Origin of the sequence: Paenibacillus sp. An7 (assembly GCF_009870785.1) — a bacterium.
Classification (GTDB): Bacteria; Bacillota; Bacilli; order Paenibacillales; family Paenibacillaceae; genus Paenibacillus.
Genome location: NZ_WTWX01000017.1, coordinates 22,238 through 48,196 on the forward strand (window position 1 = coordinate 22,238; position 25,959 = coordinate 48,196).

The 25,959-nt window shown below is 42.7% G+C and carries 24 protein-coding genes and 2 tRNA genes; 24 read left to right on the forward strand and 2 right to left on the reverse strand.

Features of this window, described 5'->3' with window-relative positions; translation table 11 throughout:
- Positions 1-100 precede the first annotated feature (100 nt).
- The 4 genes from GQY27_RS16330 to mgtE all read left to right on the forward strand — a co-directional run bounded on the left by GQY27_RS16330 (position 101) and on the right by mgtE (position 2,647).
- Complete coding sequence (locus tag GQY27_RS16330) at positions 101-439, forward strand: hypothetical protein (RefSeq protein WP_160036326.1); 339 nt, start codon at positions 101-103, stop codon at positions 437-439.
- Positions 440-454: 15 nt separating this feature from the next.
- Positions 455-808 carry a hypothetical protein gene (locus tag GQY27_RS16335; protein WP_160036327.1) on the forward strand — a complete coding sequence of 118 codons (354 nt, stop codon included), beginning with the start codon at positions 455-457 and terminating at the stop codon, positions 806-808.
- A 73-nt stretch (positions 809-881) separates the two neighbouring features.
- A complete protein-coding gene (locus GQY27_RS21930; protein WP_263621324.1) occupies positions 882-1,010 on the forward strand; it encodes a hypothetical protein in 129 nt (42 codons plus the stop codon).
- Between the two features lie 251 nt (positions 1,011-1,261).
- Positions 1,262-2,647 carry a magnesium transporter gene (gene mgtE, locus GQY27_RS16340; protein ID WP_160036373.1) on the forward strand — a complete coding sequence of 462 codons (1,386 nt, stop codon included), beginning with the start codon at positions 1,262-1,264 and terminating at the stop codon, positions 2,645-2,647.
- A 154-nt stretch (positions 2,648-2,801) separates the two neighbouring features.
- Here mgtE and GQY27_RS16345 read toward each other — a convergent pair whose 3' ends face one another.
- The gene (locus tag GQY27_RS16345) at positions 2,802-3,095 is read right to left on the reverse strand and encodes a magnetosome magnetite crystal formation protein family (RefSeq protein ID WP_160036328.1); all 294 of its coding nucleotides are present in this window, start codon (positions 3,093-3,095) and stop codon (positions 2,802-2,804) included.
- Positions 3,096-3,239: 144 nt separating this feature from the next.
- Here GQY27_RS16345 and GQY27_RS16350 point away from each other — a divergent pair.
- Both GQY27_RS16350 and GQY27_RS16355 read left to right on the forward strand, forming a co-directional pair.
- Positions 3,240-3,313, forward strand: a tRNA-Arg gene (locus tag GQY27_RS16350).
- A gap of 37 nt (positions 3,314-3,350) precedes the next feature.
- Positions 3,351-3,599 (forward strand): hypothetical protein, encoded by a 249-nt coding sequence (locus tag GQY27_RS16355; RefSeq protein WP_160036329.1) that lies wholly within the window; start codon positions 3,351-3,353, stop codon positions 3,597-3,599.
- 249 nt (positions 3,600-3,848) lie between these two features.
- On the opposite strand, the gene GQY27_RS16360 is transcribed toward GQY27_RS16355, so the two are convergent.
- A tRNA-Arg gene (locus tag GQY27_RS16360) sits at positions 3,849-3,922 on the reverse strand.
- A 237-nt stretch (positions 3,923-4,159) separates the two neighbouring features.
- On the opposite strand from GQY27_RS16360, the gene GQY27_RS16365 reads away from it, so the two are divergent.
- The 18 genes from GQY27_RS16365 (at position 4,160) to GQY27_RS16450 (ending at position 25,830) form a co-directional block, all read left to right on the forward strand.
- Positions 4,160-5,098 carry a hypothetical protein gene (locus GQY27_RS16365; RefSeq protein WP_201450746.1) on the forward strand — a complete coding sequence of 313 codons (939 nt, stop codon included), beginning with the start codon at positions 4,160-4,162 and terminating at the stop codon, positions 5,096-5,098.
- Between the two features lie 133 nt (positions 5,099-5,231).
- Complete coding sequence (tig, locus tag GQY27_RS16370; RefSeq protein WP_160036330.1) at positions 5,232-6,560, forward strand: trigger factor; 1,329 nt, start codon at positions 5,232-5,234, stop codon at positions 6,558-6,560.
- 436 nt (positions 6,561-6,996) lie between these two features.
- The gene (gene clpP, locus GQY27_RS16375) at positions 6,997-7,587 is read left to right on the forward strand and encodes an ATP-dependent Clp endopeptidase proteolytic subunit ClpP (RefSeq protein WP_160036331.1); all 591 of its coding nucleotides are present in this window, start codon (positions 6,997-6,999) and stop codon (positions 7,585-7,587) included.
- 12 nt (positions 7,588-7,599) lie between these two features.
- A complete protein-coding gene (gene clpX, locus GQY27_RS16380; protein ID WP_160036332.1) occupies positions 7,600-8,859 on the forward strand; it encodes an ATP-dependent protease ATP-binding subunit ClpX in 1,260 nt (419 codons plus the stop codon).
- 126 nt (positions 8,860-8,985) lie between these two features.
- Positions 8,986-10,083, forward strand: coding sequence for a flavodoxin-dependent (E)-4-hydroxy-3-methylbut-2-enyl-diphosphate synthase (gene ispG / locus GQY27_RS16385; protein ID WP_160036333.1), 1,098 nt, complete (start codon positions 8,986-8,988; stop codon positions 10,081-10,083).
- Positions 10,084-10,266: 183 nt separating this feature from the next.
- Entirely contained in the window at positions 10,267-12,006 is a 1,740-nt protein-coding gene (gene lonB, locus GQY27_RS16390; protein WP_160036334.1) for an ATP-dependent protease LonB, read from the forward strand.
- An 87-nt stretch (positions 12,007-12,093) separates the two neighbouring features.
- Positions 12,094-14,430: an endopeptidase La gene (gene lon, locus GQY27_RS16395; RefSeq protein ID WP_160036335.1), complete on the forward strand. Its 2,337-nt coding sequence runs from the start codon at positions 12,094-12,096 to the stop codon at positions 14,428-14,430.
- A gap of 18 nt (positions 14,431-14,448) precedes the next feature.
- Complete coding sequence (gene yihA / locus GQY27_RS16400) at positions 14,449-15,108, forward strand: ribosome biogenesis GTP-binding protein YihA/YsxC (RefSeq protein ID WP_160036336.1); 660 nt, start codon at positions 14,449-14,451, stop codon at positions 15,106-15,108.
- Positions 15,109-15,356: 248 nt separating this feature from the next.
- A complete protein-coding gene (locus GQY27_RS16405; RefSeq protein WP_160036337.1) occupies positions 15,357-15,944 on the forward strand; it encodes a non-ribosomal peptide synthetase module in 588 nt (195 codons plus the stop codon).
- 420 nt (positions 15,945-16,364) lie between these two features.
- The gene (gene speD, locus GQY27_RS16410) at positions 16,365-16,763 is read left to right on the forward strand and encodes an adenosylmethionine decarboxylase (protein WP_160036338.1); all 399 of its coding nucleotides are present in this window, start codon (positions 16,365-16,367) and stop codon (positions 16,761-16,763) included.
- A 375-nt stretch (positions 16,764-17,138) separates the two neighbouring features.
- The gene (hemA, locus tag GQY27_RS16415) at positions 17,139-18,524 is read left to right on the forward strand and encodes a glutamyl-tRNA reductase (protein ID WP_160036339.1); all 1,386 of its coding nucleotides are present in this window, start codon (positions 17,139-17,141) and stop codon (positions 18,522-18,524) included.
- Between the two features lie 17 nt (positions 18,525-18,541).
- Entirely contained in the window at positions 18,542-19,369 is an 828-nt protein-coding gene (gene ccsA, locus GQY27_RS16420) for a cytochrome c biogenesis protein CcsA (RefSeq protein WP_160036340.1), read from the forward strand.
- 11 nt (positions 19,370-19,380) lie between these two features.
- A complete protein-coding gene (locus GQY27_RS16425; protein ID WP_160036341.1) occupies positions 19,381-20,031 on the forward strand; it encodes a precorrin-2 dehydrogenase/sirohydrochlorin ferrochelatase family protein in 651 nt (216 codons plus the stop codon).
- A 4-nt stretch (positions 20,032-20,035) separates the two neighbouring features.
- The gene (gene hemC / locus GQY27_RS16430; protein ID WP_160036342.1) at positions 20,036-20,980 is read left to right on the forward strand and encodes a hydroxymethylbilane synthase; all 945 of its coding nucleotides are present in this window, start codon (positions 20,036-20,038) and stop codon (positions 20,978-20,980) included.
- A gap of 5 nt (positions 20,981-20,985) precedes the next feature.
- Complete coding sequence (gene cobA, locus GQY27_RS16435) at positions 20,986-22,521, forward strand: uroporphyrinogen-III C-methyltransferase (protein ID WP_160036343.1); 1,536 nt, start codon at positions 20,986-20,988, stop codon at positions 22,519-22,521.
- A 40-nt stretch (positions 22,522-22,561) separates the two neighbouring features.
- Positions 22,562-23,563 carry a porphobilinogen synthase gene (hemB, locus tag GQY27_RS16440; RefSeq protein ID WP_160036344.1) on the forward strand — a complete coding sequence of 334 codons (1,002 nt, stop codon included), beginning with the start codon at positions 22,562-22,564 and terminating at the stop codon, positions 23,561-23,563.
- A gap of 60 nt (positions 23,564-23,623) precedes the next feature.
- On the forward strand, positions 23,624-24,928 hold the full coding sequence (gene hemL, locus GQY27_RS16445; protein ID WP_160036345.1) for a glutamate-1-semialdehyde 2,1-aminomutase: 1,305 nt from the start codon (positions 23,624-23,626) through the stop codon (positions 24,926-24,928).
- Positions 24,925-25,830 carry an RluA family pseudouridine synthase gene (locus tag GQY27_RS16450; RefSeq protein ID WP_160036346.1) on the forward strand — a complete coding sequence of 302 codons (906 nt, stop codon included), beginning with the start codon at positions 24,925-24,927 and terminating at the stop codon, positions 25,828-25,830. Before hemL ends, GQY27_RS16450 begins: the two co-directional genes overlap by 4 nt.
- Positions 25,831-25,959 lie beyond the last annotated feature (129 nt).

The following is a 25,959-nucleotide window of genomic DNA, read 5'->3' on the forward strand; positions in this document are numbered from 1 at the left end:
ATTCTCACAGTAAAACAAATATATGCCGAATTCAGGCATAAAATGTCTGTCCTCATCCGAAACTATAAATGTGAATACGATGCATGAGGAGCGATGAAGATTGCAAAAGAGCCTGTATTTCGTGTCGGTAGGGGGACGATCCGTTCTAGCTGACCAAAGAGCTGCTTCTTACGAGTGGATCATACAAGCAACGCCTGAACAGGCAGAAAATCTGCAAGGGTTGCTAAGTTTAATGCAGGAAAAAGAAGAAGAGGCCTTTCCCGGATATGTTTTTCCGTGGCCCGATACAGAAGAAGCCTCTGTTAATGTGTTATATGAAGAAGCACTTCAAAACGTGTATAACGAAATATATCGGTTAGGAACGAATGAGACGCGAAGCCACTTGTCGCAATATGGTATCGTCCGAGATTTCGTGAATAAACAAGACTTTCATCAATGAAAGGAGAAGGGGAATATGTACGTCATTCAAAATGCTAAGATAACAAAAGAACTGGAGCTAGATGGCCTGTCTTGTGTAGAAGTTGCAGTCGAACCCGCCAGAATGGGAGATTCCTCCTTACTGTTATACATAACAGGCAGTGTAGATGGATCGCTCGAACTCCATAGAATCATAAGAAATCATCATGACCTTACACTGGACTGGTATAATGATAATGCGAATACTGCTTTTGAGGATGCGACAGAGATTGCATTTGAGAATCGGATAGATGTATTGGCTGAGCAGGAAAAAGAGAAGTTTCTGCAGTCTTTACTGAGTTATGGATCTATGAATCAGGATTTACAAAATCGACTTCTTAGCCATAAATAAGGCAAATACTTTTTGTTTATGAAATGCGGCAATTACACATAATACTCCTGTAACCCGGGGAGGTGAATTGAAAGTGACTTCAAAGTACAAGAAAAGTAAGGGAAACCGTTATAAGGATAATAATGAGTTTGCTGAGGAAGTACTTGCGAAGAACAATCAACATGAAGTACATCGTAACCCGATGCGCTTCGGGAACAAATAACCCGGGCTGCAATAGATGCCTCCACTCTTTCCCTTAGGAAAGGGTGGAGGCTGTCTACTTAAAAAAAGAGCAATTACATACACTACGTATTTTCAGGAAAAAACATAAGAAGAAATGTTTGTTTTGGGTGGTTTTGCATTCCTTAACTCGGGTAAGAGTTTATAAGGGTAAAGTATTATTTTCATAGAAAAGCAGTGTACAGTTGTAGTCTGTATGATTTAATAACTACCTTGCATGAGGGACAGAAGGTGATGATATTGAGAAGACGAGACAAACGCAGTAGAGAAGAGGATCTTCAAGCCCTGACGATAAGCATTGAAGAAGCTATAAATATGGGGCGCATCAATCAGATGGCAAGTGAGCTTGAAGAGTGGGAACCATATGATCTTGCTGTTGTTTATGAAGAGATAAACGAGGTCTATCGTCCACAGTTCATGAATGCTCTTGAGATTGAAACTTTGACAAGGATGCTGAGTGAACTTTCTCCTATGATTGAAGTAAGTGCACTGTACATACTTGGTAAGGAAAAGGCAGCACAAGTCCTAAATCGAATGGATAACGATGACCTTGCTGATTTATTAGGTGAGATCCCTGAAGAGATGAGAGAATATCTACTCTCTATAATGGAAGTAACGGAGAGAGAGACGGTCCGTGAGCTCATGAACTTTGGTCCAGAGACGGCCGGGGGCATCATGACGAACCGTTATGTATGGTTTTATGCGAAATATACGGTTCGTGAAGCGGTCGAGAAAGTAAAACATTTTGCGGATCTAACGAATGATATACAGGATCTATACGTGTTAAATGAAGAGAAAGAATTGATTGGACTGACAACATACCGAGATTTGGTACTAGCTCAGGCGACGGATCTGATTGAAGACTTGATGCGCGAAAATGTAGTCAAAGTTCCAGCAGATATGGATCAGGAGGAAGTAGCCCATTTATTTGAACAGTATGACCTCGTGTCTATGCCGGTTGAAGATGCAAATGGAAAATTAATCGGGGTTGTTACTTTTGACGATGTCCTTGACGTATTGCGGGCAGAAGCAAATGAAGATATTAACAAATTATCAGCGACCGACAAGACGATTGATTATAACACGCACCCATTGACCGCTGCTAAGCGCCGTCTGCCATGGCTCATTATGCTCTTGTTTCTTGGTTTGTTATCGGGCAGTATCATCAGTATATTTGAGGGGACGCTTAGTAAGGTAGTAGCTCTAACTTTCTTTATGCCAATGATTGCAGGGATGACAGGAAATACGGGAACACAGTCCTTAGCAGTGGTTATTCGGGGGCTTGGCCCCCAAACGAAAATGAATCGGAAGACTATTTTCCGTCTGTTACGGCGTGAATTACTCGTAGGTATCATGATTGGGGTAATATGCGGTGTCAGTGTTGCACTTGTGGCTGGTTTTTGGCAGGCGAGTTTTGCACTCGGGGCTGTTATTGGATTCTCCCTTCTTCTGACGATTATTATCGGTACGATGGCGGGAACCATCATTCCTATCCTTTTGTACAAGTTGAAAATAGACCCTGCTGTAGCCTCAGGACCGCTGATCACTACACTAAATGACTTGTTCTCGTTATCTGTTTATTTTGGTACCGCTACTATATTTATTTCTTATTTAACTTGATGGAAGCAGACGAAAGCATGATGAATGATACGGCCTTAAACTAGGTTGAATAAAAAAAGCAGTTGTTCCAAAGTTGTACTCTATTGTTAGATACAAATAACAATAAGAGACAACTTACAGGGAATCAACTGCTTTTCTATATTACAACAAGGGATTAAGCATCATCGCGGAGGACCTTAATACCTTGAAAGACATTATAGATAAAAACAGCAACATAAATAATGAAGAAAAGGATCGCATAGCCGATAATAGACGTGGTATGGTTCGCGTTAAACATGAAGATTAACAGGGGAATCAGCGCAAGAAAAGGAAACACATGTGAGAATAATGCTTTTTTGGCATGTCCCCTAACATAGTTATCTTGTGCTATAATCCATACAATGAGTGGAAGCAAAAATGGGGCGAAGAAAATACTGAAATAACTCAGAGATGACAATAGTTGTCGCATAAGCTACGAACGCTCCTTTGTTGTTTTGTTATATTTACATCATATTACCCTGGCATGCCCAGGATGATACTCAAAAAAATACTTTGACAAATAATGATTTTACGGTATAATAAATCTCGCACGTGAAAATTAACTACATAACTTGTCCCAGTAGCTCAGCTGGATAGAGCAACGGCCTTCTAAGCCGTCGGTCGGGGGTTCGAATCCCTCCTGGGACGTACAAAGAAAAGGCATCCGAAAGGATGCTTTTTTTGTTTGTTGCTCTTTTATAAAATCGATTGCTCATCTGATCAGAAATATTATATTGCCCGCAGGGAAGATATGAAATTGAATTGGGTATTAAACGATGTAGTGTGGAATTTGCAGATTGAATATGTACCCAATATGAATCGTGTACATATTTCTTCTTTTGTTGTTTACATCGTTGCCGTTGTTTTCTGGATGCTAATCGGAATGTTATTGGATCGTTCCATTAATGGCTCGAAGAAGAGATCAGTTCAGTAGCGCAGGCTGTATCATACATGGTAGATAAACTCACAAAAAAAAGAGAGACATTGAACGGGATGTCTCTCTTTTTTGTGTTATGGCTTTAGCTAGTTGAGTGCGTGAAACGCGCGAAACAAATAACCACCCGCTATGAACGTGTGGTCTTGATTATTTTATAAAGTCCCAGGAGGGATACAGCCCCTTATAAGGATTCTCATCCCCAGGACATAAAAAAAGGCATCCAACAAAGGATGCCTTTCGCATTTACGTCCCAGGAGGGATTCGAACCCCCGACCGACGGCTTAGAAGGCCGTTGCTCTATCCAGCTGAGCTACTGGGACAAATTCAAGCGCGAAATATAATATAACATATATAAATTATAAAATCAATAGTTATCGTAAAAATAAAATAAAAAGAATATAGAATTCTTAATATATCCTACATTATTTTATAAAATAGAGAGCTCTATGTTTTTTCTATGTCACTTTCGGTTATTCTAGTATATTAGTGCTATACATAGTCTACGGGTTTCTATATAATCAACGAGTCGCTTTACGCTTCCGGGTAGAGAGGAGGTAATCTTAATTAAAGATACAAGTTCACAAACCACAGATAAAAATATTGTATTGTTTCCTAAGACACTAGACTTTTATCAGATTCAGCTCACCGTTATGCTGGAAAATGAACGCTATGCGGAAGCGATGAATTTGCTTGAATTTCTGCTTCAGTGCCAAGGACAGGATCAGAGAAACTATGAAGAATGGGCAGCGCTGCTTGAATGGCTCAGGGCAGCCTTTCCTCAATATATAAGTGCTGATGACAATAATCCGGTTTCTGAAGAAGAGGATGACATTGAAAGTGAAGAGGATTTAGCACGGCAAAATGCGAAGAATAAGATGGCTGAAGACGGAGATTATGCGAATAAATTACTGCGCATTCTGAAGGATGAGCCGCTGAGTGAACAAACGATGCTTGCACTTGACCAGTTAGCATACGTAGACGTACCGAGCGTTGATGATTCACTTAAGGAATGGATTGAACATAGCAGATTACATCCATTACTCCAGTTCAGGGTACTTCAAACTCTGCGGAAAAGAGGGGCTGACTTTCATGTTGCTTTGCAAAGAGGAACAGAGAAGGTTGAAGTAGAAATAGAGACAGTACCTTTGACACCAGAAGATTTCCCGCATGCTGTTCTTCGGATTCTAGAACGTGTCGCAGATCAGACAGAAGTTCATGAGCCAACGCTTTATTATTTCGCTCAGGAACTTTGGTCGCAATATATCATGGCCGTTTTTGGAACAAGTGATTACCGCTCTATGCTGGAGGGCGATGAATCCATGCTCGATATGTGGGCTGCTGCACTTCATGCAGCGGTGGCTGAGAGTTTGGGAGGTTCACACAATGAAGAAGAGATTCGCACTTTGTATGGGATCACGAGCGAGGTTAGGTTCCGATTTGAGCAGGCATATCGTTCAATTAAGCAATTTGTTTCAGGAGGACTGGGTACAAAATAGGTTATAAAACTTTTCCTGCTGTGTTTACAAGGGTTTGCCCTTGAAATTGCATTTAATGTTGTTTATACTAAAATGGTTATTTTGTACGCGCTTGACAATGGTTAACACGTGAAATTTGGAGGGGAAAGCATAAATGAAAGCAACTTGGGAAAAAATAGAGAAGAACCTTGGGGTTCTTGAAGTTGAAGTAGAAGCAGATCGTGTAGCTGCTGCTCTCGACAAGGCTTTTAATAAAGTCGTTAAAAAAATAAATGTACCTGGATTCCGTAAAGGTAAAGTACCACGTTCAATCTTCGAAGCACGTTTTGGTGTAGAGAGCTTGTACCAGGATGCAATTGACATCCTTCTTCCAGAAGTATACACGGAAGCTGTTGATCAAACAGAAATCTTCCCTGTAGAACAACCAGAAGTAGATGTTGATCAATTTGCTAAAGGTCAAACATTCAAGTTTAAAGCAAAAGTTGTAGTTAAACCTGAAGTTGAACTTGGCGAATACAAAGGTCTTGAAGTTCCTAAAGTAAGCACTGAAGTTTCTGAAGAAGAATTGACTGCTGAATTAGAGCGTCTGCAACAACGTCATGCTGAACTTGTAGTCGTTGAAGAAGGACAAGCAGCATCTGGCGATGTTGTTGTTATCGACTACGAAGGTTCTGTTGACGGTGAACTTTTCGAAGGCGGATCTGCTGAGCGTCAATCTCTTGAACTTGGATCTAACACATTCATTCCTGGTTTCGAAGATCAAGTCATTGGTCTTGGAACAGGCGACAGCAAAGACGTTGAAGTGACATTCCCTGAAGAGTACCATGCAGCTGAACTAGCTGGTAAAAAAGCGGTATTCAAAGTGAAAGTACACGAAATCAAACGTAAAGAACTTCCTGCACTTGATGATGAGTTCGCTAAAGACGTTAGTGAATTCGACACACTTGTTGAGTACAAAGAAGATCTGAAAAAACAACTTGCTTCCCGTAAAGAAGAAGAAGCAAAAGCTACTCAAGAAAATATCGTAGTTGAAAAAGCGGCTGAAAATGCTGAAGTTGAAATTCCACAAGGAATGATCAACAGCGAAGTTCGCAACATGATGCGTGACTTTGACAACCGTCTTCGTCAACAAGGTATGAACCTTGAGATGTTTATGAGCTTCTCTGGTCAAACAGAAGCAGATCTTCAAAACCAAATGAAAAACGATGCTGAAAAACGCGTTCGTAACAACCTGGTTCTTGAAGCAATCGGTAAACAAGAGAATCTTGAAGTAACAGAAGAAGATGTAAACGAAGAGCTGAACAACATGGCTGCTTCTTTCAAACGCTCTGTTGAAGAGATTCGTCAAATTCTGGAAAGCAATGGTTCTCTTGACAGCTTGAAAGAAGAAGTATTGCTTCGCAAAACAATCGACTTCCTTTTGGCAAACAGCAAAGAGGTAGATGCTCCTGCTGAAGAAGCTAAAGAAGAAGCGGCTGAATAATCACTCACATATGAGCATGTAGTATAAATCCAGAACCAAGCATGGGTATGGATTTATGCGGAATGCGTATCACGTATATCAGATAAGGCACGTAATGTTTTTTACGTGCCTTATTTTTTCTAAGTAATATCCATTTTATAGTAATTTTTATTATTAGATGGATATTAATTAATATGCGTGATAATTTTTATATTCTTCCATATACTTAAATATAGGTCTTTACTCTATATGCCGGAAGGCGCATTTGCACATACATAAAAAAAATGGTTAAATATGATCAAGCTTTCTTATTATTGGTTCATGTGAGAAAGCGGATCTATATGACATGAAACAGGGAACATGTTAAAATAAGATGTACTGTAATGATGTTTTACAGATTCTTATGTTTTCCCTGACTTGTGCGGTAAAGATTCTATTATGGAAAAGAGGTTTACACATGAGTCTCGTACCTATGGTTGTTGAACAAACGAATCGCGGAGAACGTTCATACGATATTTACTCTAGACTGCTGAAAGATCGGATTATCTTTCTCAGCGGTGCAATAGATGATGATGTGGCGAATCTTGTAATCGCCCAGCTTCTTTTCCTGGCTGCAGAAGATCCAGAAAAAGATATCAGTTTATATATCAATTCACCTGGTGGTTCTGTTACAGCGGGGATGGGTATATATGATACGATGCAGTTTATCAAGCCAGACGTATCCACGATCTGCGTAGGTATGGCTGCCAGCATGGGTTCGCTGCTATTAACAGCGGGTGCTCCTGGTAAGCGATATGCACTTGAAAACAGCGAAGTTATGATACATCAACCGCTGGGCGGAGTCCAAGGTCAGGCATCCGATATTCAGATTCATGCTGACTGGATTATTAAGACTCGTCAGAAACTGAATCAGATCTACGTGGAGCGTACAGGTCAACCCCTTGATAAAATCGAGCGTGATACGGACCGTGACTATTTCATGAGTGCGGAAGAAGCTTTAGAGTACCGTATCATTGACCAAGTACTCACCAAACCGATTAATTCTTAAAGGGGTGGTTATATGTTTAAATTTAACGATGAGAAAGGACAATTGAAATGTTCTTTCTGCGGTAAATCCCAGGAACAAGTCCGCAAGTTGGTAGCGGGACCAGGGGTGTATATATGTGATGAGTGTATCGAGCTTTGCGCGGAGATCGTGGAAGAAGAGCTCGGTCATGATGAAGAGATTGATCTGAAGGATATTCCGAAACCAAAAGAGATTCGTGATATTCTCGATCAATATGTAATTGGTCAAGATCAAGCGAAGAAATCGTTGTCTGTAGCGGTTTATAATCACTACAAACGGATTAATACACAGAGCAAAGTTGACGACGTGGAAATGTCGAAAAGTAATATTTTGCTTTTAGGACCAACAGGTTCTGGTAAGACTTTACTTGCTCAAACAATGGCTAAAATCCTGAATGTACCGTTTGCTATTGCAGATGCTACGTCTTTGACGGAAGCAGGTTATGTGGGTGAAGACGTTGAGAATATTCTTCTCAAGTTGATCCAAGCAGCGGATTATGATGTAGAAAAAGCAGAACGCGGCATCATTTATATTGATGAAATTGATAAAGTTGCACGTAAATCAGAGAATCCATCGATTACACGTGACGTTTCTGGTGAAGGTGTACAGCAAGCTCTCCTCAAAATTTTGGAGGGGACGGTTGCTTCTGTACCGCCGCAAGGTGGACGTAAGCATCCACATCAAGAGTTTATCCAGATCGATACAACGAATATTTTGTTCGTTTGCGGCGGTGCCTTTGATGGACTGGAGCAAATGATTAAACGCCGTATCGGTAAAAAAGTAATCGGATTTAACTCTGCAACAGAGCAAAAGGACTTGAAACCAGGCGAATATCTTGGCATGGTTCTTCCAGAAGATTTGCTCAAGTTCGGTTTGATTCCGGAATTTGTAGGACGTTTGCCGGTCATCTCTACTCTGGAGCCGCTTGATGAAGACACACTAGTTCGCATCCTGTCTGAGCCGAAGAACGCACTGGTTAAACAGTACACGAAAATGCTCGAACTCGATAATGTATCCCTTGAGTTTGAACCAGGAGCACTTGAGGCTATTGCCCGTGAAGCGATCAAACGGAATACAGGAGCTCGTGGACTTCGTTCCATTATCGAAGGCTTATTGCTTGATGTAATGTATGAAGTGCCATCTCGTGAAGATGTAACCAAATGCGTAATTACACAACAGGTTGTTGAAGAAAAAATAGCTCCTGAATTACGTAGTGGAGACGAAAAAGATAAAAAACAGGAAGAAAGTGCGTGATCTTGGCTGATCCCACTTATCTAGTTTAAATAATTTAGTCATACTCCACTGGTACAGGGGCTTATTACTGGATATTCCAGTCCTCTTACTAGTGGAGATTTGACGTTATGGGGAGAGAAAGCCATCATGTTTCTGAGACAGGATACACGTCCCGTAAAAGTTGGAAATATTACCATCGGTGGAAGCAACGAAGTCATTATACAAAGTATGTGTACGACAAAAACGGCCGATGTAGAAGCAACCGTAGCTGAGATCTTGCGTCTGGAAGAAGCAGGTTGTCAGATCGTTCGTGTAACGGTAAATAATGACGAAGCAGCAGACGCAATTAAAGAAATTAAGAAACGGATTCATATTCCATTGGTAGCGGATATTCACTTTAACTACAAGCTGGCTTTGAAGGCGATAGAGAACGGGATTGATAAAGTTCGTATTAATCCAGGGAACATCGGTCGCCGTGAGAAGGTAGAAGCAGTGGTAGAAGCTTGCAAAGCAAAAGGCATCCCGATTCGTATTGGTGTTAATGCTGGTTCTCTTGAGAATCATTTGCTTGAAAAGTACGGATATCCAACAGCAGATGCGATGGTAGAAAGCGCACTTTATCACATTGGTATTCTTGAAGAGCTTGATTTTCACGATATTATCGTATCCCTGAAAGCATCTGATGTACCAATGGCGATTGAAGCTTATACCAAAGCGGCTCAGGTCATTCCTTATCCGCTTCATCTTGGGATTACAGAAGCCGGCACCTTATTCTCGGGAACGATTAAAAGTTCTGCGGGGATGGGAGCACTTCTTTCACTCGGCATTGGTTCAACAATGCGTATTTCACTAAGTGCCGATCCCGTTGAAGAGATAAAAGTAGCAAGAGAACTGCTCAAAGCGTTTGGACTGATCTCGAATGCAGCTACGCTCATTTCATGTCCGACTTGTGGACGTCTTGATATTGATCTATTCTCCATTGCCAACGAAGTGGAAGAGTATATCTCACAGATTAAAGTACCGATTAAAGTATCTGTACTCGGCTGTGCGGTCAATGGTCCAGGGGAAGCAAGAGAAGCGGATATCGGTATAGCCGGTGCTCGGGGAGAAGGATTGTTATTCCGTTATGGAGAGATGATTCGCAAAGTACCTGAGGCTGAGATGGTCAATGAACTCAAAAAAGAAATTGATAAAATTGTGGCTGCCTATGAAGAAACAGGGGTTATCCCTGGCCGTAAGCACTAATCTATAATTATCTATATAAGATAAGTCAACTTTCCACCTGCGAAAGTTGGCTTTTTTTGTTTTTCTGTCCTATTTCATCCGTATTTTACGTTTACCACAAAAGGAAAAGGCTATACTACCAAGTATCGAACTTTTTACGTGGCAAAAATAAGGGGAAGAAAGATTGAACAGGAGGACTTAAATATGGGAAATGAAATAACGATTATCATTATGTTGGTCAATTTATTTTTTGGAGTTGTGATTGGGTTATATTTTTGGAATATGCTGCGCTCGCAAAAGAGTAATCGAAGTGCGGTAGAAAAAGAATCTCGTAAAGAAATGGATAAACTACGGAAGCTGAGAGCTATTTCACTTACAAAACCACTTGCCGAAAAGACACGACCTGCCAAACTTGAAGATATCGTGGGCCAAAAAGATGGTCTGCGCGCCATGAAGGCCGCTCTCTGCAGCGGTAATCCCCAGCATGTCATTGTTTACGGTCCGCCGGGAGTAGGGAAGACAGCGGCAGCCAGGGTCATATTAGAGGAAGCGAAAAAGAACCCGGCCTCTCCTTTTAAGGCTGATGCCAAATTTACAGAGATTGATGCGACCACAGCGCGTTTTGATGAACGAGGAATTGCAGATCCTCTCATTGGATCCGTGCATGATCCGATATATCAAGGAGCGGGTGCAATGGGGGTAGCTGGTGTTCCTCAGCCGAAACCGGGTGCCGTTACCAAAGCGCATGGCGGGATTTTATTCGTGGATGAGATCGGTGAACTTCATACGATCCAGATGAACAAGCTGCTCAAAGTACTCGAGGATCGCAAAGTCATTTTGGAAAGTGCGTACTACAATTCCGAAGATACGCATACTCCTGCTTATATCCATGATATTTTTCAAAATGGATTGCCAGCAGATTTTCGTCTTGTGGGTGCAACGACTAGATCTCCCCATGAAATTCCGCCAGCACTGCGTTCTCGCTGTATGGAAATCTTTTTCCGTGCGCTATTACCGGAAGAAATCGGACGGATTGCGGAAGATGCCATATCCAAAATCGGTTTCTCGGCGAATCCCGAAGCAGTAGAAGTTGTTAAAAAGTATGCGACCAATGGCCGGGAAGCAGTAAACATCGTACAGCTTGCTGCCGGACTTGCTCTGACGGAGAATCGGGATGAGCTTCAAGCCTCTGATTTAGAATGGGTAGCCAGCAGCAGTCAAATTCAGCCAAGACCTGATCGTAAAGTGCCAAGTCGCCCTCAGATCGGTTTTGTTAACGGACTTGCTGTGTATGGTCCAAATATGGGGGCCCTGCTTGAAATCGAAGTCTCTGCTGTACCTGTAGCAAAAGGCAAAGGTACCTATAACATTACGGGTGTCGTAGAGGAAGAAGAGATTGGCGGAGGTTCAAGAACGCTGCGCCGCAAAAGTATGGCAAAAGGGTCTGTGGAGAATGTACTAACGGTTCTTCGCACTATGGGGTATTCGCCATCTAATTTCGATCTTCATATTAATTTCCCAGGTGGAACACCGATTGATGGACCTTCCGCTGGGATTGCGATGGCGACGGCGATTGTCTCGGCTATTCGAGGAATTCCTGTAGACCATGAGCTGGCTATGACAGGAGAAATAAGTATACACGGAAAAGTGAAACCAATTGGTGGTGTTTTGGCTAAGGTGGAAGCCGCATTTCAGGCAGGAGTCAAAAAAGTAATCATTCCAGCTGAGAATTGGCAATCCATTTTTGATAACTTGGAAGGCTTACGTGTAATTCCGGTTGAGACAGCTGAAGAAGTATTCCAGCATGTGTTTGGAGATTCGGAAAAAACAGCAGTGGAAGAGATCGCTTCTCCGCATGCAGAACTTTTTCCGCCTTCCTCTCCATCTGTTTTGCATGCGGATCATAATCGGAATGGTAAACTGAATAGTACCGAAAGCATGTAATGCTTGTCCCTTCATTGGTTTTTTATGTGAACATTTGATAAAATAATGAATGATAACAACTTGAGAGCCATTGGAGGTGTGAAAGCGATGGGACCGAGCAAAGCCAAAGGTCGTCGTTTTCCTTTACTGCCTTTGAGAGGACTTCTTGTTTACCCGAGTATGGTACTCCATCTCGATGTGGGCAGGGAGAAATCAGTTAAGGCTTTGGAAAAAGCGATGGTAGAAGAACATTTAATCCTCCTGTGCTCCCAATCTGAAGTAAATATTGAAGAACCTACAAGAGAAGATATCTTCCGGATCGGGACAGTGGCTAAGGTCAGACAGATGCTGAAGCTTCCGAATGGGACGATTCGGGTCCTTGTAGAAGGATTGGAACGTGCGGAGATTACCGAATACACAGATAATGTTGATTTTTATGAAGTGCTGGCAGTAGAACTTCCTGAAGAAGAGACGAACCATCCAGAGACGGATGCTCTAATGAGGACGTTACTGAATCAGTTCGAAAATTATATAAATCTGTCTAAAAAGATTACCCCGGAGACACTCGCAGCAGTATCTGATATTGAAGAACCTGGGCGTCTTGCAGATGTCATAACCAGTCATCTTTCACTTAAGATTAAGGATAAACAAGAAATTCTGGAGACGATTAACGTCAAGCAACGACTTGAGAAACTCCTCGATATTCTTAATAACGAGCGAGAAGTTCTCGAGCTTGAACGTAAAATCAGCCAGCGTGTGAAAAAGCAGATGGAAAAAACGCAGAAGGAATATTATCTGCGCGAGCAAATGAAAGCAATTCAAAAGGAACTCGGAGAAAAAGAAGGCCGTGCGGGTGAAGTGGAAGAATTGCGAAACCAAGCAGCTGCTCTTGATCTGCCCGAGAAGGTTCAAGAGAAGATTAACAAAGAAATTGATCGTCTTGAGAAGATGCCAGCCAGTTCTGCGGAAGGCGGCGTTATTCGAAACTACGTGGATTGGCTGCTCGCTTTGCCTTGGAGCCGGTCGACAGAAGATGATCTTGATATTCAGGCAGCCGAAGAAGTACTTGATGCAGATCATTATGGTCTGGAAAAACCGAAGGAGAGAGTGCTTGAGTATTTAGCAGTTCAGAAGCTGGTTAAGCAGCTCAAAGGTCCGATTCTCTGTCTTGTAGGACCTCCAGGGGTAGGGAAAACATCTCTGGCCCGGTCTATAGCGAAATCACTTGGACGAGAATTTGTACGTATCTCACTTGGCGGAGTTCGTGATGAGGCAGAAATTCGTGGTCATCGCCGTACTTACGTAGGCGCAATGCCGGGCAGAATCATTCAAGGTATGAAAACAGCAGGTTCACTAAACCCTGTCTTCTTACTTGATGAGATTGATAAAATGGCTTCTGACTTCCGCGGTGATCCGTCATCAGCACTTCTTGAAGTGCTAGATCCGGAACAGAATAACACGTTTAGTGATCATTTTGTGGAACTGCCTTTTGATTTGTCGAACGTCATGTTTGTGACAACTGCCAATACGGTACACAGTATTCCAAGACCTCTTCTTGATCGTATGGAACTCTTGAATATACCGGGTTATACGGAACTTGAGAAACTGCAAATCGCGAATCGCTATTTGCTGCCAAAACAGATCCGAGAACATGGTCTTACGGAGCAGCAACTTCAGGTTGGTGAAGACACACTGCTGAAAGTCATTCGTGAATATACGAGAGAATCCGGAGTACGGAACTTGGAACAGCAGATGGCATCCCTTTGCCGTAAAGCAGCCAAGAAAATTGTAACAGGATACGAAGGAAGCATCGTCATTACGCCGGAAGAGATCAAAGATTATCTAGGTCCGGGGAAATTTAGATATGGTGTAGCAGATCTTGAAGATCAGATCGGTACAGTGACAGGTCTTGCATGGACTGAGGTTGGCGGCGAAACGTTGGTAATTGAAGTGACCGTTGTGCCGGGTACAGGCAAGTTAACCCTAACGGGGAAACTTGGAGACGTGATGAAAGAATCCGCACAAGCAGCATTCAGTTACACCCGTTCCAAAGCGATTGAACTCGGGATTGCGCCAGACTTCCATGAGAAAAATGATATTCATATTCATATTCCGGAGGGTGCTATTCCAAAAGACGGCCCATCAGCTGGGATCACGATGGCAACTGCACTTATTTCAGCCCTTACGAATCGTCATGTATCCAAACATGTAGCAATGACGGGTGAAATTACACTGCGGGGCCGAGTACTACCCATCGGGGGACTCAAGGAAAAATCATTGGCCGCTCACCGAGCTGGATATAAGAAAATTTTATTACCTAAGGACAACGAACGTGATTTAAGAGACATTCCAGACAGTGTTCGGGAAGATATCGAATTCATTCCCGTTGCTCATATGGACCAAGTACTGCAGCATGCTCTTGTACAACAAGCAGGAGTGCATTAGAGAGGACAATTATCAACTATGAAAGTAACAAAATCAGAATTTATTATTAGTGCTGTAAGCCCTAGTCAATATCCTGAGGACGCCTTGCCGGAGATTGCTCTGGCAGGGCGTTCCAATGTGGGTAAATCATCGCTGATTAATCGAATGATTAATCGTAAAAACTTGGCACGAACGAGTTCCACACCCGGTAAAACACAGCAACTGAATTATTATCGTATTAATGATCAACTTTATTTTGTCGATTTCCCGGGTTATGGGTATGCCAAAGTATCCAAAACACAGCGCGCCTTATTTGGGAAAATGATGGAGCAATATTTGCTCGAACGTCAAGAGCTTAAACTTGTGATGCAGATGATCGATATGCGTCATGCACCAACCAAGGATGATATTATGATGTATGATTGGCTCAAACATCATGGTCTTCCTGTTTGCATCGTGACTACCAAAATGGACAAGATTCCAAAAACAAAACGTGCGAAACATGCGAAAATTATAAAAGAAGCCCTTCAGATCCATCCAGATGATTCATTTGTATCTTTTTCTTCGGAAGAAGGTCTTGGCAGAGATGAACTATGGTCAGTCATCTCCCGCTATGCATTCTCTAAAGATCCATTCGGTGAGGAAGAAGAGCTGGATGAAGTAGAAGAAGGCCAGGAAACCTCAACTCACGAAGCGTGACAACCCTAAAATGCAGGATGACAGAGATAGCATGAACTTTCTACACGGGAAAGTGAGCATCTTCCCTATCAGCTGTAGTATTTGAGCGCATACCCCTTTTTTCACGGTTTTTGCGCAAGTTTTTATGGTTTAGAGAAGAAGCAAACCGTTTAAAAGGTAGTGTATAATAAGTTCAGGCATAGGTTTGTTACGAAATTTCCGGTGAATACACCGGCCTGATGAATCAGGGGAGAATTGGGGAGATTTTTATGGCTCAGCGGTTAGCCACAGAATATGTTAAAGCCACTTTGAAATTGTCGGAAACTCAAATGAAACAATTCTTGCATATGGCAGAAGAAGGCCAAGTCCATTCAAGAGTGAAAGTTCTCGGTAATGGGGGACAGGAAATTGTACTAGAGGATCATGAAGGCGAGGAAGTTCATTTTCCATTTCATCGCAGAGAAGGGTTTTATGTCTGTGAGTTAACTTGCCGCTTGGTAAATCTACACTTAGCTAATTTGGTGCGGAGGTTATTTCTCAGCTTCAAGGGAGAAGGGATTGTAAATCGGGTATATGCTGGGTTTACAATGTCTTATGTTTATTTCAAAGGATCTGTGCGAAAGATTGTAGAAGTAAGAGAAAATCAATCCCAGACGATCTATCAATACAAAAATACACTTCAGGAAATGGAAGATGTATTCCAGATGAGAAAGATCGAGCAACAGATTACACAGTTGAAAAGAAGTGTTAACGGACTGCTTGATTTACGGAATGCAACTTGTAATCAAGAAGAGATTGCGAAGATTGACGAGCAACTACGAACTCATACGGTTACTTTATTCGCCTTAGAAGCATAAATATTCCTTAAGGAAATACGACGATTTGATTATCAAAAACTCTTTACCCTATTGTGGTATGGAGTTTTTTTTGTTTGCTATAGACAAGGAAAAGACCTTTTTGGATTGCAAATCCTCACGAAAAATGAGTACATCAAATCGGAGTGAAACGCTGATATAAACACCGCTGATTCCGAAGATGAGTGCTTTGTGATCTATATCATAGCAAGTAATGTATTTATTTGTAGTACTTGTAAAACAACTATTGCAATTGCCTCAGTTAGATGTTATTTTTAATCTCGTTGAAAAGAATATAGGAACCAGGATTCACTCAGGACATTGAATGTTGCGAGAGATTATTCCCTCGGGAAGTGAATGACGTAGGTCCTAGCGGATGAAATTTTTTCAAACATTTTATTCCTAGGAAGGGGGAACCGGAAGATGGAATATTCAACTTTCGGAAGACACGTTGCTGTTGATACTTGGGGAGTCGACTTTGATTTACTGAACAATGAGGATTTTTTGCAAGCACAGTTGATTGATGCAGCTGAGGCTTGTGGTGCTACCGTATTGTCCGTACAATCAAAGCAGTTTAGACCTCAAGGAGCGACAGTACTTGTATTGCTGTCAGAGAGCCATCTCTCGATTCACACGTACCCTGAGAGAGGTTTTGCCGCAATTGATTGTTACACTTGTGGAGAAACGGTAGACCCGCAGTTAGCCATTGACTACCTGGTGTCCGTATTAAAACCAGAAAAAACGTACGCCAAAAGATTAGTTCGCGGTTTAGGTGAAATGAAGGTTGAAACGCCTGAAATGAATCAGATCGAACTTGTTTGATGGAAAGCTAATAATATGAATTGAACTGACAACCATGGATCAATAATCCATGGTTGTTTTATACATGTAGATATTTTACAATTTTAGTATGCTTCATAGGATGAATAATCATATTTTGAGATTTTAACTTTAAAAAAGGTGTAGGTTGCCTGCGTCCTTGCATAAAGATAGGAAGAGCCGGCAAAATCAAGCGAGCGCTATGCCTCTAAAATGAGGATTTCATAAACATGTCATAAAAAGCACTTAGCCGGGCAAATACATATGTTATACTGGGTATTGTTTGCATTATGTACTCAAGATCATGTGCTGTTTACAGCACATTGTGATATAGATCATTTACAAATTTAACAAAACGTAGAGGCGGGTGAACTTGCAATGCACATCGTCGCAGTTGGATTGAACTACCGCACAGCGCCTGTAGAAGTCAGGGAACGTTTTACGTTTGATGAGAAGGACTTATCCCATGCACTCCAGCAGCTAAAAAAGACAAATAGTGTATTGGAAGGCGTCATTGTAGCTACATGCAACCGGACTGAAATGTATGTGGTAGTCGATCGTCTTCATATGTGCGGCTATTTTATTCGTAGTTTTATGGAGAAATGGTTTGGGATTTCTCGTGAAGAATTTACCCAGCATCTTTATATCTACGAAAATGAGCAGGCAATCCGTCATCTGTTTCGTGTGACAAGCGGGCTTGACTCTATGGTTATCGGAGAGACTCAAATTCTGGGGCAAGTTAAACAAGCTTTTTTATGTGCGCAGCAAGAGAAAGTAACAGGTACGTGGTTTAATGAACTATTTAAACATGCGATTACGGTCGGTAAAAGGGCACATTCTGAAACATCCATTGGGGAAGCTGCCGTTTCGGTGAGTTATGCGGCCGTGGAGCTTGGTAAGCGAATTTTTGGTTCGTTTTCAAACAAAAAAGTATTGATTCTGGGTGCTGGAAAAATGAGCGAACTAACTGTGCAACATTTGTACGCAAATGGAGCGGAAGAAGTTATTGTCGCGAATCGGACCTTTCTACGTGCTGAAGAATTGGCTAAGAAATTTCAAGGAACCGCTTGTACTATGGAACAGGCATTTTCTAGATTACAAGAAGTTGACATTCTGATCAGTTCTACGGGTGCTAAGGACTTTGTTATTTCTGTGGATATGATAAAAGAAAGCATGAAGCGGAGAAAAGCACGTCCACTCTTTATGATTGACATTGCTGTTCCAAGAGACATTGATCCTGCGATCAGTCATTTGTCCAATGTTTACTTATATGATATTGATGATTTGGAAGGCGTAGTAGAGACGAATCTTGAAATGCGCCGTATGGAAGCCGCTAAAATTGATGCATTTATTGAAGAAGAAATGATAACTTTTCAGCAGTGGCTTAAAACGCTGGGGGTACGTCCTGTCATTCGTGCCCTTCAAGAAAAAGCAAATACCGTTCACGAGGATACACTGGAAAGTTTGTTTAATAAGTTGCCGGAACTGGATGACAGACAGCGCAAAGTCATTCGGCGTCTTACCAAAAGTATGCTGAATCAAATAACTCATGAGCCGATTAACCAAATTAAAGAAATGGCTGCTGATAAAAAAGCAGACGATGCTTTATTGATGTTCACCAAACTGTTTGGGCTCGAGGATGAGATCGATGACAAGAAACAGGACGTTGCTCTTTCACATGGGAGCTTACAGCCTTCCATGGAAATGAACCATGGCGCTGCAAAGGAAACTTCGCGTCTAACTTATGTTCCTGTGAGTCTGTAAGGCAGGTGTAGAGCTAAGTGACGGTTCATGATACAATTCACAGTTTCATCATTTATATTTACGCTCTGAGCCTTCTGTTTTATTTCTCGGATTGTATTCGTCGTAATGCGAGTGCAAAGCGGATAGGCACAGGGCTTCTTGTTAATGTATCGATAATGCAGCTTATGTATCTTGTGTTTTATACGGTGAATCAAGGTTATGTTCCGATCTATTCTATGTACGATTTCATTTTCTTGTTTTCCTTCTGTATCGTACTCATTTCATTCATATTAAGCCGGGGACAGAGGTCTGAATATATTGTATTCCTTCTGAATGTAGTCAGTTTCAGTGCTTTGGTGCTGAGTGATTTTTGGCTCGTGCCGAGTGAGGATAGGCTGCTCAACTGGCAGACCGTACATGGTATGCTGGTAATGCATATTGCACTTGCAAATCTTGGATTTGCAGCACTGACGGTATCGGCAGTTTTTGCCATGATTTATCTCTTTTTACATTACAGACTGAAGCTAAAGCGTTGGAATGATTCTATGAGACGTGTCCCAAGTCTTGAAATACTGCAATTGTATATGAACAAAGCCAGTCTAATTGGTACACCTATTCTTGGCATATCTGTGATCCTCGCTATTTTGTCGATTGTTGCCGAGAAACAGTGGCTTTATCTATTGGACCTGAAAGTACTCGCGACTTTTATTGCACTATGTATCTATGTTGGTTATTTTGTATCCAAACGATATATTGATGCACCCCAGTATGTAATGGCAAGATGGATTTTGCTTGGATATGCTTTTGTTATTATTAGTTTTATGAGTAACGCTTGGTCTATGTTTCATCGCTGGACGGGAGAGTGAGGCATAAGCACATGGAGAATCACTATGTACCAATTATGTTGAACTGCTCAGGGCGCAGATGCATTGTTATCGGCGGAGGTAAAGTAGCGGAGCGAAAGATAGAGGCTCTTGCAGGTTCAGGAGCACTGCTCACTATTATTAGCCCCGAAGTGACGGAACCAATTCTTCACATGGTTGACCGGGGTGAAGCCGAATGGCGTAAGAAGCCCTATCTCCAGGGAGACCTGGAAGGGGCTTTTCTTGTATATGCGGCTACGAGCAGCCCAGACGTAAACGCACAAGTTATTGCGGAAGCAAAACAGAGGAATATTCTTGTGAATAGTGCAGATGCACCGGGTACGGGAGATTTTATTACTCCTGGCTCTGTACGCCGAGGCAAATTAACGATTGCGGTTTCTGCATCAGGCGCAAGCCCGGGACTCGCAAAGCAAATTATTGAACAGCTGAGAACAGATTATGGGGATGAGTATGAGATTTATCTTGATTTTCTACAACAATTCCGAGAAGTCATTCAGTTCGAAGTCGAAGATCGGAGAGATAGAAAGCGCCTGCTTGATCGGGTACTTGAAATGGATATTTTAGTACAAATACGAGAAAAACGGTATCGTCCATGGTCTAAGGAAGAAATGGTAAAGTGGATTGCTGCCAATCGGGAGGAGTAACAAGATGCGTACAATAATCGTGGGAAGCAGACAAAGTGCGTTGGCATTGACACAGACAGGTCATGTCATCGAAGATTTGAAAAAGATATGTTCAGAGCATGGACTTGAATTTGATTTTGAGGTGAAGAAAATTGTCACCAAAGGAGATCAGATTCTAAATGTTACGCTGTCAAAAGTAGGCGGCAAAGGACTGTTTGTCAAAGAAATTGAACAGGCAATGATGAACAAAGAGATTGATATGGCGGTACATAGTATGAAAGATATGCCTTCGGTATTACCTGAATCCCTTACGACGGGAGCGATCCCCAAACGAGAAGATCCAAGAGATGCTTTGATTTCTCGAAATGGAGCTTCTCTTGATGAACTTCCCCATGGAGCAAAAGTGGGTACCAGCAGTCTTCGCCGGTCCAGTCAGTTAAAGGCTTATCGACCTGATCTCAATGTAGAATGGATCCGTGGGAATATTGATTCTCGTTTACGTAAACTCGAAACGGAAGGTTTTGAAGCAATTATTTTAGCGGCAGCGGGTCTTTCACGCATGGGATGGAGTGATCGAATCACTTCCTATTTGTCTCCTGAAACTTGTTTGCCAGCGGTTGGTCAAGGGGCGCTTGGCATTGAATGCCGTAAGGATGACGAGGAACTGCTTGCGCTTCTCTCTTTATATAATGATGAAATAACAGCCAAACCAGTTGCTGCTGAACGAGAATTTTTACATGTACTGAACGGTGGCTGTCAGGTTCCTATTGGAGCTTATGCCACATGGGTTACAGGTAGTAATGCGGAAGATAAACAGATTGAACTTACGGGCATGGTAGGAACACCAGATGGGAACACCGTATTGAAACATACTTTAACAGGTGCTGATCCCAAACAACTTGGCAAGGCAGTGGCCAGCCGATTAATTGAAATGGGTGCCGAGAAGATACTAGCAGATGTAAGGGGATGATCTCCATGACAGGAAAAGTTTATTTAGTAGGGGCAGGTCCGGGCAACGCAAAGCTCATTACCGTTAAGGGATGGGAATGTATTCAAAAGGCAGACGTTGTCGTATATGATCGGCTAGCAAGCCCTAGACTGCTGCGAATTATGAAACCAGGGGCAGAAAAAATTTATGTAGGCAAAAAAACGAATCGTCATACGATGAAACAAGAAGATATTAACCAGCTTCTTGTTGATTTAGCTTTAGCAGGAAAGAAGGTCGTTCGTCTAAAAGGCGGAGACCCGACCATTTTTGGAAGAGTGGGAGAAGAAGCAGAGTTATTGAAGCAGAATGACGTGCCTTTTGAGATTGTACCAGGGGTAACTTCTGCAATCAGTGTACCTGCCTATGCGGGAATACCGGTAACTCACCGGGATTACGCTTCTTCTATTTCCATTATTACAGGACATGAGAGTCCAGAAAAGATGAACCGAGCGATCCACTGGGATAAGGTGACGAATGCAACCGGAACACTTGTGTTTATGATGGGTGTCGCGAATATTGGATACATTAGTAAGCAATTGATAGATCATGGCAGACCAAAGGATACACCTGTAGCTCTTATTCGCTGGGGAACTTGGGCAGAACAAGATACACTAATTGGAACGCTGGAGGATATTGAAGCCAAAGTAATAGAAAATAAATTCCTTCCGCCCGGTGTGATCGTGGTCGGCGATGTGGTTAAACAACGTGAACGGCTTAAATGGGTAGAATCGATGCCTTTATTCGGTAAACGGATCTTGGTTACACGGGCTAGAACACAAGCGATTGATCTGGTAGATCGAATTGAAGAGCTTGGCGGAGAAGCTTATGAACTGCCTGTGATTGAAACAGTGCCTCCCGCTTCAGCAGAAGCAAGAGATCAGATCATAAATGCACTCGCCTCTATGCCAGAGTATGATTGGGTATTCTTTACGAGTGTTAACGGAGTGGAATATTTCTTTAAGCATCTCGAAGAGCAGGGCCTGGATATCCGCGCTTTATCAAAAGCTAGAATCGTAGCAATTGGACCTACTACAAGAGAAGTTTTACGAAGTAAAGGAATTGTAGCAGAAGAAGTGCAAGGGTCTTACCAGCAAGAAGGATTAATGGACACCTTTGGAGATGAACTTCTGCCAGGTCAGAAGGTTTTCCTGCCTTGTGGAAATCTTGCGCGCTCTTGGCTGCCAGATCGACTGCGTGAAAAAGGACTGGAAGTTACTGTAGCACACATTTATGAGACAGTGATTCCTGATGAATGGGATGATGATGTCATTCAGCTGCTGCAAAAAGGGAAAATATATGCGGTCACATTTACAAGTTCTTCTACCGTAACACACTTGCTTGCACTATTGAAGAAAATGGGTAATGACAATCCAGTAGAGCTTCTTAATAAAGTGCATGTCGTATGTATCGGTTCCGTTACAGCTCAGGAGGCAGAAAAGGCAGGTCTTTCTGTAAGCATCATATCGGAGAAGGCGACAATGGGCAGTTTGACGGATGCTTTGTGCGAGCTAAAAGATAAATAATTAGGTTATATAAAGGAATACAGAAAGGGGAATATCGATTATGGGATTTCCAAATGTTAGACTTCGCCGCTTGCGCAGTACTGCCGCAATTCGCAGTATGGTGCGTGAAACACATCTTCATGTGAGTGATTTTATTCAACCAATTTATGTAACTTACGGAACGGGAGTGAAACAGGAGATCTCTTCCATGCCTGGTGTTTACCGCTTTTCTTTAGACACCTTAAGAGAAGAAGTACAAGAGATTGCTGAACTCGGCATTCCGGCTGTGCTTTTGTTTGGAATTCCAGAAACCAAAGATGCAGTAGGGTCATCTGCTTTCGCGGAAGACGGAATTGTTCAGGAAGCGACGAGATTGATCAAATCATGGTATCCAGACCTTCTGGTTGTTGCGGATACCTGCCTCTGTGAGTTTACAGATCATGGACACTGCGGAATGGTTCATACTCATGAAAGAGACGGGCATGTACATGCACACGTTTTAAATGATGAATCGCTTGATCTACTTGTGAGAACGGCAGTATCCCAAGCAAAAGCAGGTGCAGATATTATTGCTCCTTCTAACATGATGGATGGATTTGTGGGTGCAATTCGCCAAGGTTTGGATGAAGCAGGGTATGGAAATATACCGATTATGTCCTACTCTGTAAAATACGCTTCCGGTTTCTACGGACCTTTCCGTGAAGCAGCTGACTCTGCTCCGCAGTATGGGGATCGCAAAGGATATCAGATGGATCCAGCAAATGCACGGGAAGCGCTTCGTGAAGCAGAAAGTGATGTTCTTGAAGGAGCAGATATGCTGATGGTAAAACCATCTCTTTCTTATCTAGACGTGATGCGAACCCTCAAAGATCAATTTGATCTCCCGATGGTCGCTTACAACGTAAGTGGTGAATATGCGATGGTGAAAGCAGCAGCAATGAACGGATGGATAGATGAGAAGTCAGTGGCTATGGAGATTTTGCTGAGCATGAAACGAGCAGGTGCAGATATGATCATCACTTACTATGGTAAAGATGCGGCTCGCTGGCTTTCAGAGAAATAAGGGCATAAGGGCACGGCAGAGCAGAAGCTGGAAGTGACTACACAAAGAGGAGTGAAGGTAATGAGCAGCAATCAACGTCAGCCTCGTATGGAGGAACGGTCCAGAAAGGCTTTTGAAGAAGCAAAACAGTATATGCCGGGCGGGGTAAACAGTCCAGTTCGTGCATTTAAATCCGTTGGACTTACACCGATTTATGCCGATCACGGTATTGGATCAAGAATCTATGATATCGATGGGAATTCGTTTATTGATTATGTGGCTTCCTGGGGACCTCTTATTATGGGACATGCTCATCCAGAGGTCATCGCTGCAATTCAAGAGACAGCAGTAAAAGGGACAAGCTTTGGCGCACCTACCTTAATAGAGACAGAAATGGCCAAACTTGTTTGTGAACGTGTGCCATCCATTGATATCGTGCGAATGGTCAATTCGGGAACCGAAGCAACGATGAGTGCCATCCGTCTTGCTCGGGGGATAACGGGACGCAGTAAAATTTTGAAATTTGAAGGATCCTATCATGGACATGCAGACAGTTTGCTTATTAAAGCAGGCTCTGGAGTAGCAACGCTTGGTCTGCCGGATAGTCCAGGTGTTCCAGAAGGGGTTGCTGTAAATACAATTACTGTGCCTTATAACGATCTTGAATCCGTCGGCGTAGCCTTTGAGAAATTTGGAGAAGAGATCGCAGCTGTGATCGTTGAACCGGTTGCTGGGAATATGGGTGTCGTTCCGCCTGTACCAGGATTCCTGGAAGGTCTTCGCCAAATAACAGAAGATTACGGAAGTCTTCTCATTTTTGATGAGGTCATGACTGGTTTCCGAGTAGGACTTAACAGTGCTCAAGGCAGATTTGGGGTAACACCTGATTTGACTTGCCTTGGTAAAGTGATTGGCGGCGGGCTGCCTGTTGGTGCTTATGGAGGACGTCGTGATCTTATGGAGCAGATTGCACCTTCTGGACCGATCTATCAGGCAGGTACACTGAGCGGTAATCCGCTTGCTATGACAGCAGGTCTGACTACGCTTCGTTTACTCAATCAAGAAGTCTATGATCGTTTGGAGATGCTAGGAGCGAAGCTGCAAGCTGGTTTTGAGAAAAATGCACGAGAGCTTGGCATTCCTATTACGATCAATCGGGTAGGCTCGATGGTATGTCCGTTCTTTACAGAGGAGCCTGTAACGAACTATGATATCGCGAAATCAAGTAATCTCGACCTATTCCGGGCTTATTTTGGACATCTGCTTCAGGAAGGAGTCAGCGTAGCACCGTCTCAATTTGAAGGAATGTTTATTTCGGGTGTGCATTCAAAGCAAGATATTGAAGATACAATTGAAGCGAATTATAATGCGCTGAGAAAACTATGATTACTTCAAAAAGAAGAGGAGAGTGGCTGGAGCTTACTCCAGGAAAGAAGGCACTCTCTGGCGAGAATCGGAATGAAGCTGCTGAAGCTTGGCTCTTACAGGAGCTTGGCATGCCGCCTAAACTTCTTCACGAATTGAAGCATAACCAAGGGATTAAAATTGCGGGGGACCGGCTGAGGCTGGCCCTTTTTCCGTCTGTACCTCTAGGGATCTCTCCGCGTTACATTCTGCTAGATATTTTATATGAGGATGACTTTTGTCTTGTTGTTCATAAACCGGCAGGTATGCCAGTCCATCCTGATGGGAATGAGCGGCATGATGGAATTATTACGCTGGATCACGCGGTCGCAGCCTACTATGAATCGGAAGGCCAAGAGATTGCAGTACGCCATATCCACCGGCTCGATGTTGATACGTCGGGACCTGTGTTATATGCAAAGAATCGATACGCTGAATTAAAACTTAATTCAATGATGGAGCGTAAAGCAATTGACCGTGCTTATGTGGCAATCGTCCATGGGGTCATTACTCAGGATGAAGAAGTGCTGCAATATCCAATTGGCAAAGATCGTCATCACAAACAGAGAAGAAGGGTTTCGCCCACAGGACAACATGCGGTAACCCATATGAGGGTCTCTGAACGGTTAGAGGAGGCAACTCTTGTCCGTCTGAAGCTGGAGACGGGAAGAACCCATCAGATCAGAGTTCACCTCAGCCACATCGGTCATCCTTTATTCGGAGATACAATGTATGGGGGCAGAAGAGAAGGGATCCGCAGGCAAGCGCTGCACGGGGAGAAGCTTACGTTTCAACATCCGTTTACAGGAGAGCTGCTCAGCATTGATGCGCCTTGGCCGGAAGATATGACGGAACTATATGAAGTGAGAAAAAAAGAGGAATAGGGCGAATACTCATAAAATGGTATGAGTCCTCTTTTCGGTGCATATACATGTCAACGAGAAGAAACTTATTGCTGAACTCTCGTCACATGAGCGAAAGCCATGGTCTTTTTTCATGGTAACTATATGCCC

Coding starts and splice junctions, on each gene's coding strand:
- GQY27_RS16335 (WP_160036327.1), top strand. CDS start 455: ATGTACGTCATTCAAAATGCTAAGATAACAAAAGAACTGGAGCTAGAT.
- mgtE (WP_160036373.1), top strand. CDS start 1,262: ATGATATTGAGAAGACGAGACAAACGCAGTAGAGAAGAGGATCTTCAA.
- GQY27_RS16345 (WP_160036328.1), bottom strand. CDS start 3,095: ATGCGACAACTATTGTCATCTCTGAGTTATTTCAGTATTTTCTTCGCC.
- tig (WP_160036330.1), top strand. CDS start 5,232: ATGAAAGCAACTTGGGAAAAAATAGAGAAGAACCTTGGGGTTCTTGAA.
- clpP (WP_160036331.1), top strand. CDS start 6,997: ATGAGTCTCGTACCTATGGTTGTTGAACAAACGAATCGCGGAGAACGT.
- clpX (WP_160036332.1), top strand. CDS start 7,600: ATGTTTAAATTTAACGATGAGAAAGGACAATTGAAATGTTCTTTCTGC.
- ispG (WP_160036333.1), top strand. CDS start 8,986: ATGTTTCTGAGACAGGATACACGTCCCGTAAAAGTTGGAAATATTACC.
- lonB (WP_160036334.1), top strand. CDS start 10,267: ATGGGAAATGAAATAACGATTATCATTATGTTGGTCAATTTATTTTTT.
- lon (WP_160036335.1), top strand. CDS start 12,094: ATGGGACCGAGCAAAGCCAAAGGTCGTCGTTTTCCTTTACTGCCTTTG.
- yihA (WP_160036336.1), top strand. CDS start 14,449: ATGAAAGTAACAAAATCAGAATTTATTATTAGTGCTGTAAGCCCTAGT.
- GQY27_RS16405 (WP_160036337.1), top strand. CDS start 15,357: ATGGCTCAGCGGTTAGCCACAGAATATGTTAAAGCCACTTTGAAATTG.
- speD (WP_160036338.1), top strand. CDS start 16,365: ATGGAATATTCAACTTTCGGAAGACACGTTGCTGTTGATACTTGGGGA.
- hemA (WP_160036339.1), top strand. CDS start 17,139: ATGCACATCGTCGCAGTTGGATTGAACTACCGCACAGCGCCTGTAGAA.
- GQY27_RS16425 (WP_160036341.1), top strand. CDS start 19,381: ATGGAGAATCACTATGTACCAATTATGTTGAACTGCTCAGGGCGCAGA.
- hemC (WP_160036342.1), top strand. CDS start 20,036: ATGCGTACAATAATCGTGGGAAGCAGACAAAGTGCGTTGGCATTGACA.
- cobA (WP_160036343.1), top strand. CDS start 20,986: ATGACAGGAAAAGTTTATTTAGTAGGGGCAGGTCCGGGCAACGCAAAG.
- hemB (WP_160036344.1), top strand. CDS start 22,562: ATGGGATTTCCAAATGTTAGACTTCGCCGCTTGCGCAGTACTGCCGCA.
- hemL (WP_160036345.1), top strand. CDS start 23,624: ATGAGCAGCAATCAACGTCAGCCTCGTATGGAGGAACGGTCCAGAAAG.
- GQY27_RS16450 (WP_160036346.1), top strand. CDS start 24,925: ATGATTACTTCAAAAAGAAGAGGAGAGTGGCTGGAGCTTACTCCAGGA.